This window comes from Flavobacterium rivuli WB 3.3-2 = DSM 21788 (assembly GCF_000378485.1).
Classification (GTDB): Bacteria; Bacteroidota; Bacteroidia; order Flavobacteriales; family Flavobacteriaceae; genus Flavobacterium; species Flavobacterium rivuli.
Genome location: NZ_KB899966.1, coordinates 237369 through 253427, shown reverse-complemented (window position 1 = coordinate 253427; position 16059 = coordinate 237369). Strand labels below are relative to the sequence as shown.

General features: G+C 41.6%; 11 protein-coding genes. 2 read left to right on the top strand and 9 right to left on the bottom strand.

Annotated elements, in window-relative coordinates; all coding sequences use genetic code 11:
* Positions 1-24 precede the first annotated feature (24 nt).
* The 3 genes from F565_RS0101125 to F565_RS0101115 are packed head-to-tail and all read right to left on the bottom strand — an operon-like array spanning position 25 to position 2174.
* Positions 25-765 (bottom strand): CPBP family intramembrane glutamic endopeptidase, encoded by a 741-nt coding sequence (locus F565_RS0101125; protein ID WP_020211346.1) that lies wholly within the window; start codon positions 763-765, stop codon positions 25-27.
* A 15-nt stretch (positions 766-780) separates the two neighbouring features.
* On the bottom strand, positions 781-1374 hold the full coding sequence (gene rsmD, locus F565_RS0101120) for a 16S rRNA (guanine(966)-N(2))-methyltransferase RsmD (RefSeq protein ID WP_020211345.1): 594 nt from the start codon (positions 1372-1374) through the stop codon (positions 781-783).
* On the bottom strand, positions 1371-2174 hold the full coding sequence (locus F565_RS0101115; RefSeq protein ID WP_020211344.1) for a DUF3822 family protein: 804 nt from the start codon (positions 2172-2174) through the stop codon (positions 1371-1373). Before F565_RS0101115 ends, rsmD begins: the two co-directional genes overlap by 4 nt.
* A gap of 244 nt (positions 2175-2418) precedes the next feature.
* On the opposite strand from F565_RS0101115, the gene F565_RS0101110 reads away from it, so the two are divergent.
* Together F565_RS0101110 and kdsB are read left to right on the top strand one after the other, a co-directional pair.
* Positions 2419-3840 (top strand): ATP-dependent DNA helicase, encoded by a 1422-nt coding sequence (locus F565_RS0101110; RefSeq protein ID WP_026299812.1) that lies wholly within the window; start codon positions 2419-2421, stop codon positions 3838-3840.
* Positions 3841-3951: 111 nt separating this feature from the next.
* Complete coding sequence (gene kdsB / locus F565_RS0101105) at positions 3952-4677, top strand: 3-deoxy-manno-octulosonate cytidylyltransferase (RefSeq protein ID WP_020211342.1); 726 nt, start codon at positions 3952-3954, stop codon at positions 4675-4677.
* A gap of 198 nt (positions 4678-4875) precedes the next feature.
* Here the strand turns inward: kdsB and F565_RS0101100 are convergent, their stop codons facing one another.
* The 6 genes from F565_RS0101100 to F565_RS0101075 form a co-directional block, all read right to left on the bottom strand.
* Positions 4876-5640, bottom strand: coding sequence for a glycoside hydrolase family 16 protein (locus tag F565_RS0101100; RefSeq protein WP_026299811.1), 765 nt, complete (start codon positions 5638-5640; stop codon positions 4876-4878).
* Positions 5641-5653: 13 nt separating this feature from the next.
* Complete coding sequence (bglX, locus tag F565_RS0101095) at positions 5654-7954, bottom strand: beta-glucosidase BglX (RefSeq protein WP_020211340.1); 2301 nt, start codon at positions 7952-7954, stop codon at positions 5654-5656.
* Between the two features lie 89 nt (positions 7955-8043).
* Positions 8044-9693, bottom strand: coding sequence for a glycoside hydrolase family 16 protein (locus tag F565_RS0101090; protein WP_020211339.1), 1650 nt, complete (start codon positions 9691-9693; stop codon positions 8044-8046).
* 7 nt (positions 9694-9700) lie between these two features.
* Positions 9701-11260, bottom strand: a complete 1560-nt coding sequence (locus F565_RS0101085; RefSeq protein WP_020211338.1) for a PKD domain-containing protein — start codon at positions 11258-11260, stop codon at positions 9701-9703.
* 13 nt (positions 11261-11273) lie between these two features.
* Positions 11274-12773 (bottom strand): RagB/SusD family nutrient uptake outer membrane protein, encoded by a 1500-nt coding sequence (locus tag F565_RS0101080; RefSeq protein WP_035641809.1) that lies wholly within the window; start codon positions 12771-12773, stop codon positions 11274-11276.
* Between the two features lie 11 nt (positions 12774-12784).
* Complete coding sequence (locus F565_RS0101075) at positions 12785-15820, bottom strand: SusC/RagA family TonB-linked outer membrane protein (RefSeq protein WP_026299809.1); 3036 nt, start codon at positions 15818-15820, stop codon at positions 12785-12787.
* Between the last annotated feature and the right edge of the window lie 239 nt (positions 15821-16059).

Here is a 16059-nt window from a genome sequence, read left to right as displayed (position 1 = left end):
ATTGTCCAAACAATTAATTTAAAATTACATCAAATAAAATATTGCGTAAATCATTCCCAGATTGAAACCTGCATGGCACATTATTGCTCCTAAAATAGAACCCGAATGTTTTTTGAAAACAAAAAACATAAGGCTTGCCAAAAACATTCCTGCTACCCAAATAAGTGCAGGTACAGGAAAAAAATCCCATCGGGAATTTAGATATACTAACCCAAAGTGTGAAATGTGTGTAAGTGCAAATGCTGAACTATCAGCAATGGAGGCTTTGGTATCGCCAATGGATTTTGCAAAGGCAGAATGTACAATTCCCCTAAAGAACAACTCTTCACCAATGGGGCTAAATATCATTCCTGTAAAAGCCATAATACTAAATAAAATTGCTTTATCATTTACTGATATTACGGTAGGAATATTATACGATTTACCAATGTATGCATACCAGTTTTCGTATGTATTGTGGTAAAGGTTATAACCCAAATAGTATAGTATTAGGCTAAAAATAAGTCCGGCGATGAAAGCGATAAGCAAGGCTAAATACTTTTTAGGTTTTACCATTCCAATTTCTTTCCTTCCGTATTTGGTAAGAAATATAAAAGGAGTAATGGCCGAAATAAGCATTACAATACCAATTAGTCCATAATTTCCCGATTTATTAGCATCCAATACTAAAACAAATCTTGTAATGCAAACAACAAGAACTAAAACCAGGGCAAACCCCCAGTTGAATTTAAAAATCCGGTTCCAAAATGGTTTTAGTTCCTGCATGGTATATGTTAGGATTTAATCCTCCTCCGTGTCCCCATCCTCTACAATCCCAACGGCATCGCCTTCACCATTATCAAATTCAAAAAAGGTAAAGATAGAGCCACCATATTTTTTATGGAACGAGTAATGCATCATGTGCTCCAGTTTGGTGTATTTGGAGTGCTCTATAATCATGATACCATCTTCGTTAAGCAGTTCATTTTCAAAAACAAGGGTAACCATTTCTTCAAACAGTTTCTGTTCCATAGCATAAGGTGGGTCGGCAACAATAATGTCATAGCTTGCCTTATGGCCTTTCAGAAATTTTGCCACATCGTTTTTCACGGCAGAGATGTTCAGGTCAAACTCCCCGGCGGTTTTCTTTATAAATTTTATACAGCCCATATCTGCATCAACAGCAGTAATAGTTGCAGCGCCACGCGAGCCAAATTCGTAACTTAAGTTACCGGTCCCACTAAAAAGATCGAGCACCTTTAAGCCCACAAAATCTATGCGGTGGTTAAGAATGTTAAACAACGATTCTTTGCTCATATCTGTAGTTGGCCTAACGGGCAGGTTCTTAGGCGCATTTATCCTGCGGCCTTTATATTTTCCTGAAATGATTCTCATGAGTTAAATAAGATAAAATTTTGCAATGCCGCATCTTTATCGGCATTCCATTTTAGTACCGGGCCGTGTGGTTCGTACAGCGACACATTACGAATATACGTATATGCAAGGCTAAAACGCGGATCGGCTTCGGTTATGTTGCCCAACAGCAAAATTTTTGCTGTTTCGGGGTTAAGGCTAAGCTGCTCCATGGTAAAGAGCAGGTAGTATAAAAAATCTTCGGGAGAGCTGTATTCAAACGAGTTGTAAAGCAGCAATTTTTGGTTACTTACCACAACTATCTCAAAATGGGCTTCCTGTATGTGGGCAAATACCTGTTTTTCATCAATATTAACCGATGCATCCAGAAGCTTTTCTACGAGTATGGTATTGGTGTTTTTATAATCAAAAGCACCAAGGCGTTCCACTAAAAAGTTGTTCACATTCATAAGTGGCACATACACATTAGTCATGTTGTATACTGGCAAAACATCCCACGCAAAAAAGTCGGCTTCAAAAACTCGTGTGTTATATTGCAGGTAACTGCCGGGATAATTCTCGTCGAACAACGCATTGGGCACAAACGTATTAAAGCTGTTGTCGTGCAATACCACGATTTCGTCATAGCTGTTCTTCAACTCTGGGTACTGAACAAAAACACGCCACAACTCGTCTTCTATAGGCACATGCCTGCCAAAAGCTATGTAATTAAAATTGGTTATTTCCCAGTTTAGCGTATCAAAAACACAAAACGACATGCCTGTTGCCGCTATTTGCAGCGACAGTTTTTTGTAATTTTTTGTGGTAATGGCGTCGTTCATTAAGGTGGTTATTGGGTTACAAATTTACATTCTTTTTCGGGCTTATAATTTTTTAGCCACGAATTACATTAAAAAAAGATAAGCCACGAATTTCGCGAATTTTCACAAATTCAAAAATAGCTATATTAAAACATTTGAAATTAAAAGATTAATGAAATTAGTGCAATTCGTGGCAAAATCCTCGCAACTGTTATTTATCGATGCACTATCTTTGGGCATACAAAAATTAACCACTGCACTATTAATGGCCCCTGCTCAATTTTATAGATTATTACGGCAAAACTTCCCGTTTAGCCCCACACTTAAGCAGGATATTTTTTTACAAAAAATAGCTGAATTTGTTATAAACACCGGCCGCGACGAGCTTTTTGTGCTTAAGGGTTATGCGGGTACGGGTAAGACCACAATAATATCTACACTGGTAAATAACCTGCGCGAGGCTAATAAAAAATATGTGTTGCTGGCACCCACGGGCCGTGCAGCAAAAGTAATTTCGGGCTATTCAAATAAGCCGGCACATACCATACATAAGCGCATATATTTCCCTAAAAAGGGAAGTGGCGGTACCATGGGGTTTACAAAACAACCCAATAAATTTAAGGACACCATTTTTATTGTAGATGAAGCCTCAATGATATCTGACACTCCGGCAGAATCTAAAATGTATGAAAACGGGTCGCTGCTGGATGATCTTATGTCTTACGTCTATTCCGGCATCAACTGCAAAATGATACTTGTAGGCGATACCGCGCAGCTGCCACCGGTAAACTCCGACCTTAGCCCGGCGCTTAATGAGCAGTCGCTTGCACAGCATTACCTTAAAGAAGTGCAGCATATAGAGCTTGATGAAGTTATGCGTCAGGAATTTAACTCGGGCATACTGTATAACGCTACCGAGTTACGGGAGATACTAAAATCGGCTTTTGTAGATGCATTCCAGTTTAAAGTACGTGGGTTTAAAGATATTATAAGGCTTACGGACGGCTATGATATTCAGGATGCCATAGACCAGGCTTACAGCAATTATAGCATAGAAGACACTGCTTTTATAGTACGGTCTAACAAGCGTGCCAACGCTTACAACCAGCAAATACGCACCCGTGTACTATCCCGCGAAAGCGAACTTTCGGCAGGCGATTACATGATGGTGGTAAAAAATAATTATTTTTGGCTTGACGAAAAGTCAGAGGCAGGATTTATTGCCAATGGCGATATTTTAGAAGTGCTTGAGATATTCAGGATAGAAGAAATGTACGGATTTAATTTTGCCCGTGTAAAAGTACGACTGATAGATTATCCTAACAGCCCGCATCTGGAAACATACCTGCTACTGGACACAATTAACAGCGAGTCGCCATCGTTAACATACGACGAGTCGAACAGGTTGTACCAGGAAGTACAGAAAGATTATGAAGGAGAACCACAGTACCGCAAGTTTTTAAAGATAAAGAACAACCCGCATTTTAATGCGCTGCAGGTAAAATTCTCTTATGCCATTACCTGCCATAAAAGCCAGGGTGGGCAGTGGAATACGGTTTTTGTAGAGCAGCCTTACCTGCCGGAGGGTATCGACAAGGATTACATCCGCTGGCTGTACACTGCCATTACCCGATCTAAAGAAAAGGTTTATTTAATAGGGTTTAAGGATGATGCTTTTGAGGAGTAGAGACGCATTGAATTCGTCTCTGGTAATTGTAATCACACAAACGTTGCAGTGCAATATCTAAATTTAAAACAAAATATAAAGACGCATTTGATGTGTCTCTACTGAAAATATATGAAAATCATAGCAGTAATACCGGCACGATATGCCAGCACCCGTTTCCCCGCAAAACTTATGCAGGACCTTGGCGGGCAAACCGTAATTACAAGAACGTATCAGGCAGCGCTGGGCACCGGCCTGTTTGACGATGTGTTTGTGGTAACCGACTCTGATATTATTTACAATGAAATAGTGGCAAATGGGGGCAAGGCTATAATGAGCATCAAGGAACACGAAAGTGGCAGCGACCGTATTGCAGAGGCTGTCGAAAATCTTGATGTAGATATTGTAGTTAATGTGCAGGGCGACGAGCCATTTATAAATAAAGAGCCACTTGCCGATGTACTCGAAGTGTTTAAAAATGATATTGCCCGCGAGGTAGATTTAGCATCGGTAATGATGCACATTACTGATAAGGAAGATATAGAGAACCCCAATAATGTAAAGGTAATTGTAGACCAAAAGCATTTCGCGCTGTACTTTTCACGCTCGGTTATTCCGTATCCAAGAGATACAGATGCCGGTGTGCGCTATTTTAGGCACATAGGTATTTACGCTTTCCGCAAGCATGCCTTAATGGATTTTTATAAACTGCCTATGCAAAGCCTTGAAGCATCTGAAAAATTGGAGCAGCTACGCTATCTTGAGTACGGTAAAAAGATACGCATGGTAGAAACCAGCCACGCCGGTATTGGTATTGATACCCCCGAAGATTTAGAAAGAGCCAGGAAGATGCTGTAGTTTTCTTGCAGTTTGTTATTCCGAACGGAGCGCAGCGTAGTTGAAGAATCTCGGTTTAAGTAAATTAGTCCTTCGAAATGGAAGAGCGGTAAATAGTATTTCTTACTAAGAGTCGACTAAGGAATGGCATAAACTAATCTTTGGCACAATAAAAAAAGGGGCCGCAATTGCGGCCCCAAAATCTAACTAACCCAAAACTTAATTAGAATATACTTTAATATAGTCAACAACATACTCTTGCGGAAAAATGCTGTCATCAACCTCCATACCTCCAAAATATCCGCCTACAGCCACATTCAGTAAAAAGAAGTAGGGTTTATCAAAGGGCCATATTTCCTGTGTTTTTTCTTTTGGGGCAAAGCTATGTACCGGTTTATCATCTACATAAAACGTAATCTTATCCTTTGTCCAGTCTACACCAAATACATGAAAACCCTCTTCGAGGTTATTAAATTCGGTTTTTTTGCCGTTAGCGTGTTCACCATGCGTTTCTTTAGTATGCAGGGTTGCATAAGCCATGTGCGGTTCACGCCCCACATACTCCATAATATCAATTTCACCGGCTAAGGGCCAGCCTGTTTTGTCTATATCAGCACCAAGCATCCAGAAGGCCGGCCATATACCTTTGCCTACAGGCAGTTTAAGGCGTGCTTCTATATAGCCATACTTAAACTCTTTTTTACCTTTAGTGGTAATACGGGTGCTGGTATACGTATCGGCCTCTTTTTTTGTGGTAATGGTTAAAAAACCATTGGCAACCTTATGGTTTGTTTTAGTGTAAATTTGTTTTTCGGCATTGCCAAAACCACAGTTATCGGGGCAGCCGTTGCCCAGTTCGTAATTCCAAACTGCTTCGTTAAGGGCTTTACCGTCAAAGTTTTCTTCCCAAACAACTTTTCCTTTTTTAACCTGTGCTGTAGCCGTAATGCCAGCAAGTAATAATAGTACAGATAGTCTTTTCATTATAAATATAATATTAATTGGTGTAGCTAAAAGGTACCTCAAGTTTTGTTACAGAGCTGCCGCCCACAAATACTTTAAAATCTCCGGCTTCAGCCTCCCATTTGTTATTGGCAGTATAAAATTCTATTGCTTTTTCATTAATAGTAAAGGTAATAGTTTTTGTTTGTCCGGCTTTAATTTCGGCCAGTTCAAAGGCTTTAAGCTCTTTAACAGGGCGCGTTACCGATGCAAACAAATCGTGCAGGTATAGCTGTACCACTTCTTTACCATCTACAGTACTGTTGTTTTTAACATCTACACTAACCGTAATGTTTCCGTTTTTTCCAAAAGACGAGCCACTTAATTTAAGGTTGCTATACTCAAATTTAGAATAGCTAAGGCCGTGGCCAAAAGGGTAGAGGGCACTGTTAGCCTCGTCACCATAATGCGACCAGAAAACACTCTCTGTAGGCGTATCGCCACCTGGCCTGCCCGTACTTTTATGGTTGTAGTATAACGGCACTTGCCCTATACTCCTCGGGAAACTCATAGGTAATTTACCACTTGGGTTATAATCGCCATATAAAACCTGAGCAATAGCGTTGCCACTTTGTGTACCCAGGTGCCATCCTTCTACAATGGCAGGAACATTCTCTGCAGCCCAGGGTATGGTTAACGGCCTGCCATTTTGCAAAACCAATACTATATTTTGGTTCACTTTATAAACAGCTTCCAACAGTTCTTGTTGTACGCCCGGAAGGTCTAACTTTGCACGGCTGCGGCCTTCGCCTGTTTGCAGTCCATGTTCGCCTAAAACCATCACAACTACATCGGCATTTTTTGCAGCGGCAACAGCTTCAGCAAAACCGCTTTTATCAGTAGTGTTTATTTTTGTTTCGCTGCCAAACAGAGTTTTACCAACAGCCACATCGGCACCTTTAGCATACGTTATTGTATTGCCTTTATACTGGTTAAGACCTTCTAAAACAGATACAGCCGTGCCATCTTCTGCGGCTATCCTCCAACTGCCAAGCGGACTTGTTTTATCATTTGCCAATGCACCAATTACGGTAATTTTTTGTCCCTGTTTTTTTAACGGGAGCAGGCTGCGTTCGTTTTTAAGCAGTACGATCGATTTTTTTGCCACATCCAGAACACCATCCTGAAATTCTTTTTTACCAATAGTTTGCTGTTCACGCGCCTCATTGCAATATTTATAAGGATCATCAAATAATCCCAATTCAAATTTCACACTGAGTATACGGCGCGCAGCATCGTTAATTTTATCTTCGCTTACTTTACCTTCACGAACCAATGCTGCAAGGTGTTCTACATATCCGTGAGATTCCATATCCATATCGCTGCCGGCATTAGCCGCTTTCTCTGCCGCTTCCTTCAGGTCTTTTGTATAACCGTGGGTTACCATCTCTCCCATAGACCCCCAATCGGACACCACAAAGCCTTTAAATCCCCAGTCGCGTTTAAGTATATCGCGCTGCAGGTAGGCGTTGCCGGTGGCCGGTATACCTTCGAGTTCGTTAAAAGAGTTCATGAAGGTTAATGCCCCTGCGTCAGACGCTGCTTTAAACGGAGGCAGTACTATATTGTGAAGTGTATTGTTGCTAATATCTACGGTGTTATAATCTCTCCCTGCTTCGGCAAAAGAGTAGCCTGCAAAATGTTTTACACAGGCAGCTACATTAAATTCGCCCAGGTTACCCTGAAACCCTTTTACACGTGCCACAGCAATACGGCTGTTTAGGTAAGGGTCTTCTCCGGCACCTTCCATAACACGGCCCCAGCGGGCATCGCGGCTTACATCTACCATTGGGGCAAATGTCCAGTTAAGGCCACTTGCAGCAGCCTCGGCAGCAGCAATTTGTGCAGATCTTTCTATAATTTCCATGTCCCAACTTGCAGCTTCGGCAAGAGGTATGGGGCTTATGGTTTTATAGCCATGAATAACGTCAAACCCAAAAATTACCGGGATGTGCAGCCTGGTTTCTTCAACTGCAATTTTTTGCAGGGCTCTTACATCTTTAACGCCCTTAACGTTTAACATAGAGCCAACCCAGCCTTTTTTAAGGTGTTCATATTTTAATGCCGCATCGCCACCCTGTGGTGCAGGGCCTGTAACATCCCAAAAACCATTATACTGGTTCATCTGTCCCACTTTTTCTTCAAGGGTCATTAGTGCTAATACAGAGTCTACCCTGCGGTCTATGGGTAGTTGCCTCTCTTTTGTAAAGGCAGCTGTGTTTTGCTTTGCTGTGCTGCACCCCAGTGAAAGGGCAAGCAAGGCGGCAAAAAGGTATTTAGGTAACGTATATTTCATTATATATGCAATGAAACCAATAAGATGGGGTTAGCGATTACTAACCCCAAACTTACGGGAATGGATAGATGTTATTGTAAAGGAAAGGCTTATTGGTAAAGGCGCACATAATCTACCTCCATGGCAGATTGTGTAAAGCCAGGGTCTATGGCTCCGCCTAAAGTTCCGCCCATAGCTACATTAAAGATCAGGAAGAAGTTAGAGGTAAACGGAGTTCCCGGATTGGTGAATATTTTATATGGCGCAGGAAGCGGGTCTGTTTCATTATCCCTTACATAAAATTTAAGGCTGTCTACTGTCCACACTAAAGTATAAATATGAAAATCGGTAGAAATGCCTGCAACATTTTTAGAGGTAGAATCTCCGCCACCGCCGGAATGGCCCGGGTAGTGCAGGGTGCTGCTAATAACATCCGGGGCACGGCCCACGCTCTCCATTATATCAATCTCTCCGCAGCCCGGCCAAGGATTTTCTACATAGTTAGATCCCAGCATCCACAGGGCAGGCCATGTACCGGCACCGCTTGGTAGTTTAGCTTTAATCTCTACCATACCATAAGTAAAATCTTTCTTATTGTGAGTTATCAGTCGCGATGAAGTGTAAGTTCCGTCATTTTCTTTTTTGGCAGTAATTTTTAAGGTTCCGTCGCTTACAGTTGCATTTTGGTTAGTATAAACCTGCTGTTCCTGGTTACCCCAGCCACCACCGCCAAGCTCAAACGACCATTTAGTAGCATCGGGAGCGCCATCGGTATTAAATTCGTCTGCCCATACAAGGTTAGTAAATACGGGGGCAGTGGGTGCATTAGGATCCTGGGTTGTAAAAATATGGTACCATGCCGTTGCCGGGTCATTGCCCTGTACAGCCCTTACTACCATACGGTTTTCGGATATTTCAAGAATTTCGTAAGTACTTGCTCCAATATAATAGCCCATAAAACCACCATCGGTAAAGGTCATTTGTGTACCTGTACTGTGCTCTGGTGCAACAACAGATTCTGCCGGAGACAGGAGTACTGTTTTTTGCCCGGTTGTATTATAAGCCAAACAAATATCTTCAGATCCATTGCCGCCTGCTATAGATGCAAATGCTTTATTAAAAAAGGTAGCGCCGCCATTATCCTGGGTAAACCTTATCTGGTTACCATCTAACGAAAATGTGAATTTGGCATTATACATACAGCTGCTTGTGCCGCCTGCTTTTTCAAACGGGCCTGCGCCATACCAGTAAGGCCAGAAGTTATGCTCGGTATCAGCGGCATCGTTAGGGCCTACACCCAAATGATTTTGCTCTGCTGCCGACCAATACCATGTTTTAGTACCATTGTTTGTAAGTATGCGTGTTGTTTCAGGATCATCAAAAAGGCTAAGTAAATCGACTACAGTAATTGTTCCTGTAACCGCCGATCCTCCTGTGCCATAAGCCACCACAGTAACTACATAGCTGTTAACACCATTGGTGGTAAAGCGTTTGTTCATTAATCCGGCAGGCTTAGTATCGCTGGTAGCATCAGGGTAAATAAATTTGTAGGTCATGGCATTATCTGCATGTGCTTTTAGCACTACCATACCGCTGCCGTCTCCGTTAGGGTTTGCCTGGTTAGCCCCCACGATCTCATAACTTAAATCTAAGTTAGATGGCGTTGTTACATTGCCAAAGGTGCTGTCGTCGTCCTGGCATCCTGTAGCAAACAGTAACAGCATCAGGAAACCCGTTAAATTTTTTAAAGTATTTTTCATAGTTTTTTTAGTTAGATAATTTTATATCGTCGAAGTAGAAACTTTCGTTTGCACCACGAACATTAAAATCGAAGAACAATACAACCATCTGGTAATTATTAGCATTGTTTATTCCTGTAAAATCATACGTTAGCTCTTCCCATCCGCCGGCTACTGTGGTGGTTGCCTGCCTTTCAATATCCAGTGCTGTATTATGTGTTGGGTTAATATTCTCAAATTTTAGCAGTACTATAATGCCTGCACGTGGCGACCATACTTTTACCTTTACCTTTTGCATCGCAGAAAAATCTATAGGATTTGTCATAGGCATTGCTACACCTGCCCATGTTTCAGATCCGGAATTTTTATAATATTTTCCTACTGTGGTACTTGTGTTTATGCCGGATACGTCCGGGTTTGCTACTTTGCTGCCGTAAGCATTACCAAAGTCATTAAATACGTAGGTTGCGCTACCATCTTCGAAAGTTAAAGGAAAACCAACAGAGCCTCCCGATGCTGCCTGTACTATATCGTCAAAATAATAGGACTGGCCATTACCCTGAACGCCGTAATTACAAAACAAGACTACATTAGAATAAGAAGCAGAAGTGTTAGCACCAGAGAAGTTATAAACCAGCTCTTCCCACTGGTTGGCAACAGTAGTTACAGCATCGGCCTCATAGCTTATTGTAGTATTAGGCACATTTTCAAGTTTTAGTTTAAAAGTTGTACCCACAGCCGGCGACCATACTTTTATCCTGAAATAATGCATAGTGGCAAGGTTAGTAAGTGGAGTATCTAACGTTAGTAACGACCCTGCCCAAATTTCAGATCCCGGGTTTTTAGTTTGTTTTGCTACCCTTGTACTTGTATTTATTCCGGTAGGATCCGGGTTTGCAATAACAGTAGTTACCGCATTACCAAAATTTGCAAAATTATAATTGCCATTCTCAAAGTTTATAGGCAACACTAACGGGTTAGATATTATAACCTCCTGAGTAAACGTACTTGTTGCGGCACCGCCACTGTAAGCCACTACAGTTATAGTATAGGTACCGGTATTAGCATAAGTATGGCTCATAGCCTGGCCTTCATTAAACTGCTCAGTTGCTACCAAAGGGTCTTCGCCCCACGATACCGAGAAAAAGGTTTCAAGGTCCGCCTCTGCAGTTACATTAATTAAGTAAGGGTTTCCTACCACAGTGGCTACAGTTACATCAAGATTTTCGGGCGCTACAAAGGTTACGGTAAGAGGCACATCTATATTAGTCTTTTTGCCATTAATAGCTACACCGGCAACCTTTACCGTATACATACCTTCGGCATAAACGTGGTTAACTTTTCCGCCAAGCTCAACAGTTTCAGGTTGGGCAGTAGCATCGCCAAAAGTTACCTCAAAAGCGGTAACGCCCTCGCCATTGGGTGCAATGGTTACAAGGCCGGTGTTATCCTGGGTAATGGTTAATAATGCCGATATATTTGTAGGAGCAGCTACATCATCTGCAAATGTAGTGGTGCTGTCATCGCCCTCGCAGCCCAAAAGCAGGGCAACAAAAAACAGGCTTATTATAAATTTTATATTCTTCATGAGTTACAATTTTTTAGTAGAGTGGATTTTGCTGCCAGTTGTTATGAGAAAACTGGATCTCTTCATAAGGTATAGGGAACAATTCATTTTTACCCACGGTAAAATTTGGTATCTGTGCGCCACGGCCTGTGCGCACAAGGTCGAAAAAGCGGTGGCCTTCGCCCATAAGCTCGCGTCTTCTCTCTGCCCATATCCTGTCTCCTAAAGAGTTGCCTGTATCGGTAAAATTGTGGTTACTGTTACCAAAGGCCCGTGTCCTTACCATATTTACATACGTTTGTGCCTTGCCGTCGTTGCCTATTTTATTATTGGCTTCGGCAGCCATAAGCAATACATCGGCATAGCGAATAGCCCTGTAGTTGTTAGGATTGGTTAGCATTTTATCGCCCAGGTTAAGGTCGCCTTTTCTTGGTATGTACTTTTTATTGTAATATCCTGTATGCTGGTAACCAACACCATACAATACGCCATTACCGCCTGTAGCGTTAACCCAGTTAGTATTCTGGCTTGCAAAATCGCTTATATTAAGTATGGCAACATCACGGCGAAGATCGCCATCTTCATAGCTGTCATAGGCTGCCTGAACCGGGATATTAAAACTGTAACCGGAATCGAATAGGGGTCCATCAAAAGATCTTGGCCCGTTAAAACCTACAGCCACATTACCCTCGCTGCACTGCAGGCATCCAAAACCGGCACCTTCGGCATCTGTATATTGCACTTCAAATACAGACTCGGTGTTGTTTTCCATATCGTTCTCGAAGATCTTGTTATAATCAGTCACTAATGTGTACCTGCCGCTTTGTATAAGAGTTTCTAAGATAGCAGCAGCTTCCTGGTTTTTATTTTGATATAAATATGCTTTGCCCAATAATGCCTGTGCAGCGCCTATAGTTACACGCCCGCTTTCCTGTGGGGCGTTAGTATCTATATTTGCAATAGCATAGAGTAAATCGGCTTCGATGGCTGCATATACCTCCGTTGCAGATGAGCGCGGAATGGTTAACTCATCGCCTACGCTAAATCTTTTATCAGCTTTCATAGGGATACCGCCAAACCATTTTACAAGCTCAAACTGATAGTATGCCCTTAAAAAATGTGCCTGGGCAAGTATGTGCTCTTTACCCTCAAAATCAGTTTTATTCTGAAATTCTAAAATGTAATTTGCCCTGTTTACCCCGGCAAACATCCAGTCCCAAATATTTTTAAGGTTGGCATTTACAGGAGTATGGCTCATTTGGTCTACCTGTGCAAAACCGGGTACATCTGTAGCGCTTTCGCCGCCACAAAGGGTATTGTCTGATGCTATTTCGCCCAGCAAAACATTTACATAAGTAGACTGCAACAGGTCGTAAGCACCTATTAGTGCGTTTTCGTAATCCTGTTTAGAATTAAAATAGGTTTCAGAGTCTATAGTATAAGGTGGCTTTGCATCTACAAAGTCATCTGCGCATGATATTGATAAAGATAGCAGGCAAAAGGCTGCTATTGCGGTTAGTATCTTCTTTTTCATTTTGATTACCATTAAAAATTAATATTTGCCCCTACCATAAAAGTCCTTGGTACCGGATAAAAACCGTAGTCTACACCGCCGCCAATGGCAGCCCCGGATGATGCCCCGGGATCGTAGCCCCTGTATTTTGTAAACGTAAAGGCATTATTTACACCTACATAAAATCGTGCTTTAGTAACAGCATTACCAAGCATTTCAGGGTTTATAGAGTAGCCCAGTTGCATGTTTTGAATCCTGCAGTAAGAAGCATCTTCTACAAAATAAGAAGAGAACAGGTTATTATTTGTAGCACCAGTAGTAACTCTTGGGTACGCGTTAGTACTGCCTTCGCCGGTCCAGCGGTTAAGCACATAGTTAAGGCGGTTACCGTTTGGTACATTCCTTTCATAAGCCCTTACCATATCGTTGCCTAATGAGGCATATACATAAGATGTAAAGTCGAAGCCTTTATAGTTCAGGGTTAGGTTAAAGCCCATAATGGCCGATGGGATAGGGCTGCCAATATCAGTTTTATCGGCGGCGGTTATAATGCCATCGCCGTTAACATCCTTATATCGGATATCGCCCGGGGCTGTGTTTGTAGAACCTAATCCATTTTGAGATGGAGCATTGTCAATCTCAGCTTGTGACTGGAAAATACCGTCCATTTGTAATCCATAAAAATAGCCCATAGGTTTATTCGTTTCCATCCTTGATGTTTGCTCGTTTAACCCAAAAGAACCACCCGGATAGAATCCTGTACCATTGTTTACTTCTAGCACTTTGTTTTTAAGGAAGGTAACATTGTAGTTTATATCTACATTAAAGTCTTTGCCTATTGTGGCTTTGTAACCTGCGGCAAGCTCTACACCATAATTTTTTACACTTCCGGCATTTACTGTTGGCGAGCTTGCGCCCGGTGCACCAGTACCCACAATGCCCGATACCGGAATATTCTGGATAAGCAGGTCCCTGCGTATGTCTATAAAATAGTCTGCAACAAAGGTTAGTTTGTCGTTAAAGAAATTCAGGTCGGTACCTACGTCAAATTTGCGTGCTTCTTCCCATTTAGCATTAGGGTTAGGTACCTGGCCTGTAGCAGTACCACTTACTAATGCGTTATTAAACACATAAGTAGCCTCGCCGCCCAGTGCAGATAAATAAGCAATACCAATATCATCGCTGCCTAAAGAACCATAACTGGCTCTTATTTTAGCAAAGTTCATAAAAGATGACTTGTTGTAAAAAGGCTCTTCAGAAAGTATCCAGCCACCTGTAACCGACGGGAAATAAGCAGTTTTATTATTCGGTCCAAATTTGGTAGACATATCCCTGCGTATCATACCCGATACGAGGTAACGGCCTTTAAAGTCATACTGCAGCCTGGCAAAATAAGAGAGCCTCCTGTTTTCGTAAGTATAAGAACTGGTGCTTTTTGATGTAGAAATACCATTGGCAAGGTTAATGTCGGCATAATCCCATGAGTTGTATGGTACATCGAAGCCTGTGCCATATAAACCATTGCCCCATTCCCTGTAGATGGTGTTACCTGCCGTTACCGTAAAGTTATGGCTATCGGCAATTGTTTTTTGGTAGGTTGCAAAAAAGTCGAACGTATAACTGTTATCGTTTACAGCACCTTGTGTAACACTACTTCGCTGCACATCATATACTTTTCCGCCATAGTTTACCTGTTTGCCAAAAACCCTCGATTTGCTGTTTGCGGTATTAAAACCCATACGGCTTGTAAGTTTTAGGCCTTTTATAAGTTCGTAATCAAGCCCAAATGTCCCGTTTATTTTTTTGAAGTTATAAGCGTTAAATGTATTTGCCATTTGTGCCAGCGGATTTATAATCTCTGCACCATAACCGGTTGTGGCAGGCACAAGTGTAAAATCACCATTTTCATCATACGGGGTTAGGGTAGAGGGGGTATTAAGCGTATTAAATAATACAGAACCTAATCCGTTCTCGGCCAGTGTCCTTCTGTCAAACTGGGTATAAATTAAATTAGTGTTTAGCTTAAGTTTTTCACTCAGGTCGGCACCAAGAGATATCCTTGCTGTATTCCTCAGGAAATCGGCTTTTTTTCCTCCCACAATACCCTCCTGGTCAAGGTGCGATGCTCCAATAGAATATACAATTTTATCTGACCCTCCGCTTAAGGTAAAATCATGGCTTACCAATGGTACCTGTTTGCCGAAAACCTCATCCTGCCAGTTAGTGCCTTTACCCAATGTACTAATATTAGGGAAAGGAAGTGCCTGGCCGCCATTGGCATAACTTTCGTTTAGCAATGCTCCATATTCTGATGCGTTAAGTGTAGGCAGTTTTCTTGTAGTTTCCTGAAAGCCGGTATATACGTTGTAAGACAATGTAGGCTTTTGATTTTTACGGCCCTTTTTTGTAGTAATTAATATTACACCATTAGCACCTATGGTACCATAAATGGCTGCCTGAGCATCTTTAAGAACGGTTATGGTTTCAATATCGCTTGGATTTAAAAGGCCAAGTTCACCCTGGTAGCCATCAATAATCGTAACCGGGCTGCCGGATCCGTTTGTGCCGATTCCTCGTATCCTTACCGTTAGCCCTGCACCAGGCGAACCCGATGTTGAAGTAACATTTACACCAGATACGGTTCCCTGTAAGGCCTGCTCTATTTTTACAGGCTTTATACGTTCTAAAGTTTCGCTGTTAACAGTGCTTACGGCACCTGTAACTTCTTTTTTACGCTGGCTACCGTAGCCAATAACTACAACTTCATCAAGGTTTTTTGCCCCGTCTTTTAGTTGTACTGCAATTGTAGCACTGGCGGTAACTACTTTCTCAAAAGATTCAAAGCCTATAAAACTGTAAACAACTACAGAGCCAACAGGAACTTTAATGGTGTAATTACCATCCATATCTGTAGTTGTACCTATCGAAGAATTTTTTACAGCAACGTTTACACCGGGCATAGGCAATCCGGTTGTTGCTTCTGTTACCTGTCCGCCAATTTCTACATCCTGTGCAAAGCAAATTGCAGAAATTAGCATTAGGGCAATCAAAAATAATTTTGACTTCATATAAATGTGTTTTTGTGATTTTATAAAATTATGGCAGTTAAAATATTTATTATTAAAACTTACCTCAACAAAAAACATACATTCTCAAAAAAGTTGAAATAATTGCAACAATAGCTATATTAACACAGAGTTAACAACAAATTGTCATTAGTACCAGTAGCCGTTAATAGTTAACGAAAACCTTGTAAATAGCCATTTGTATGGGTAATGTATAGGTGTTTTTGCCTTTTGATGTAGTT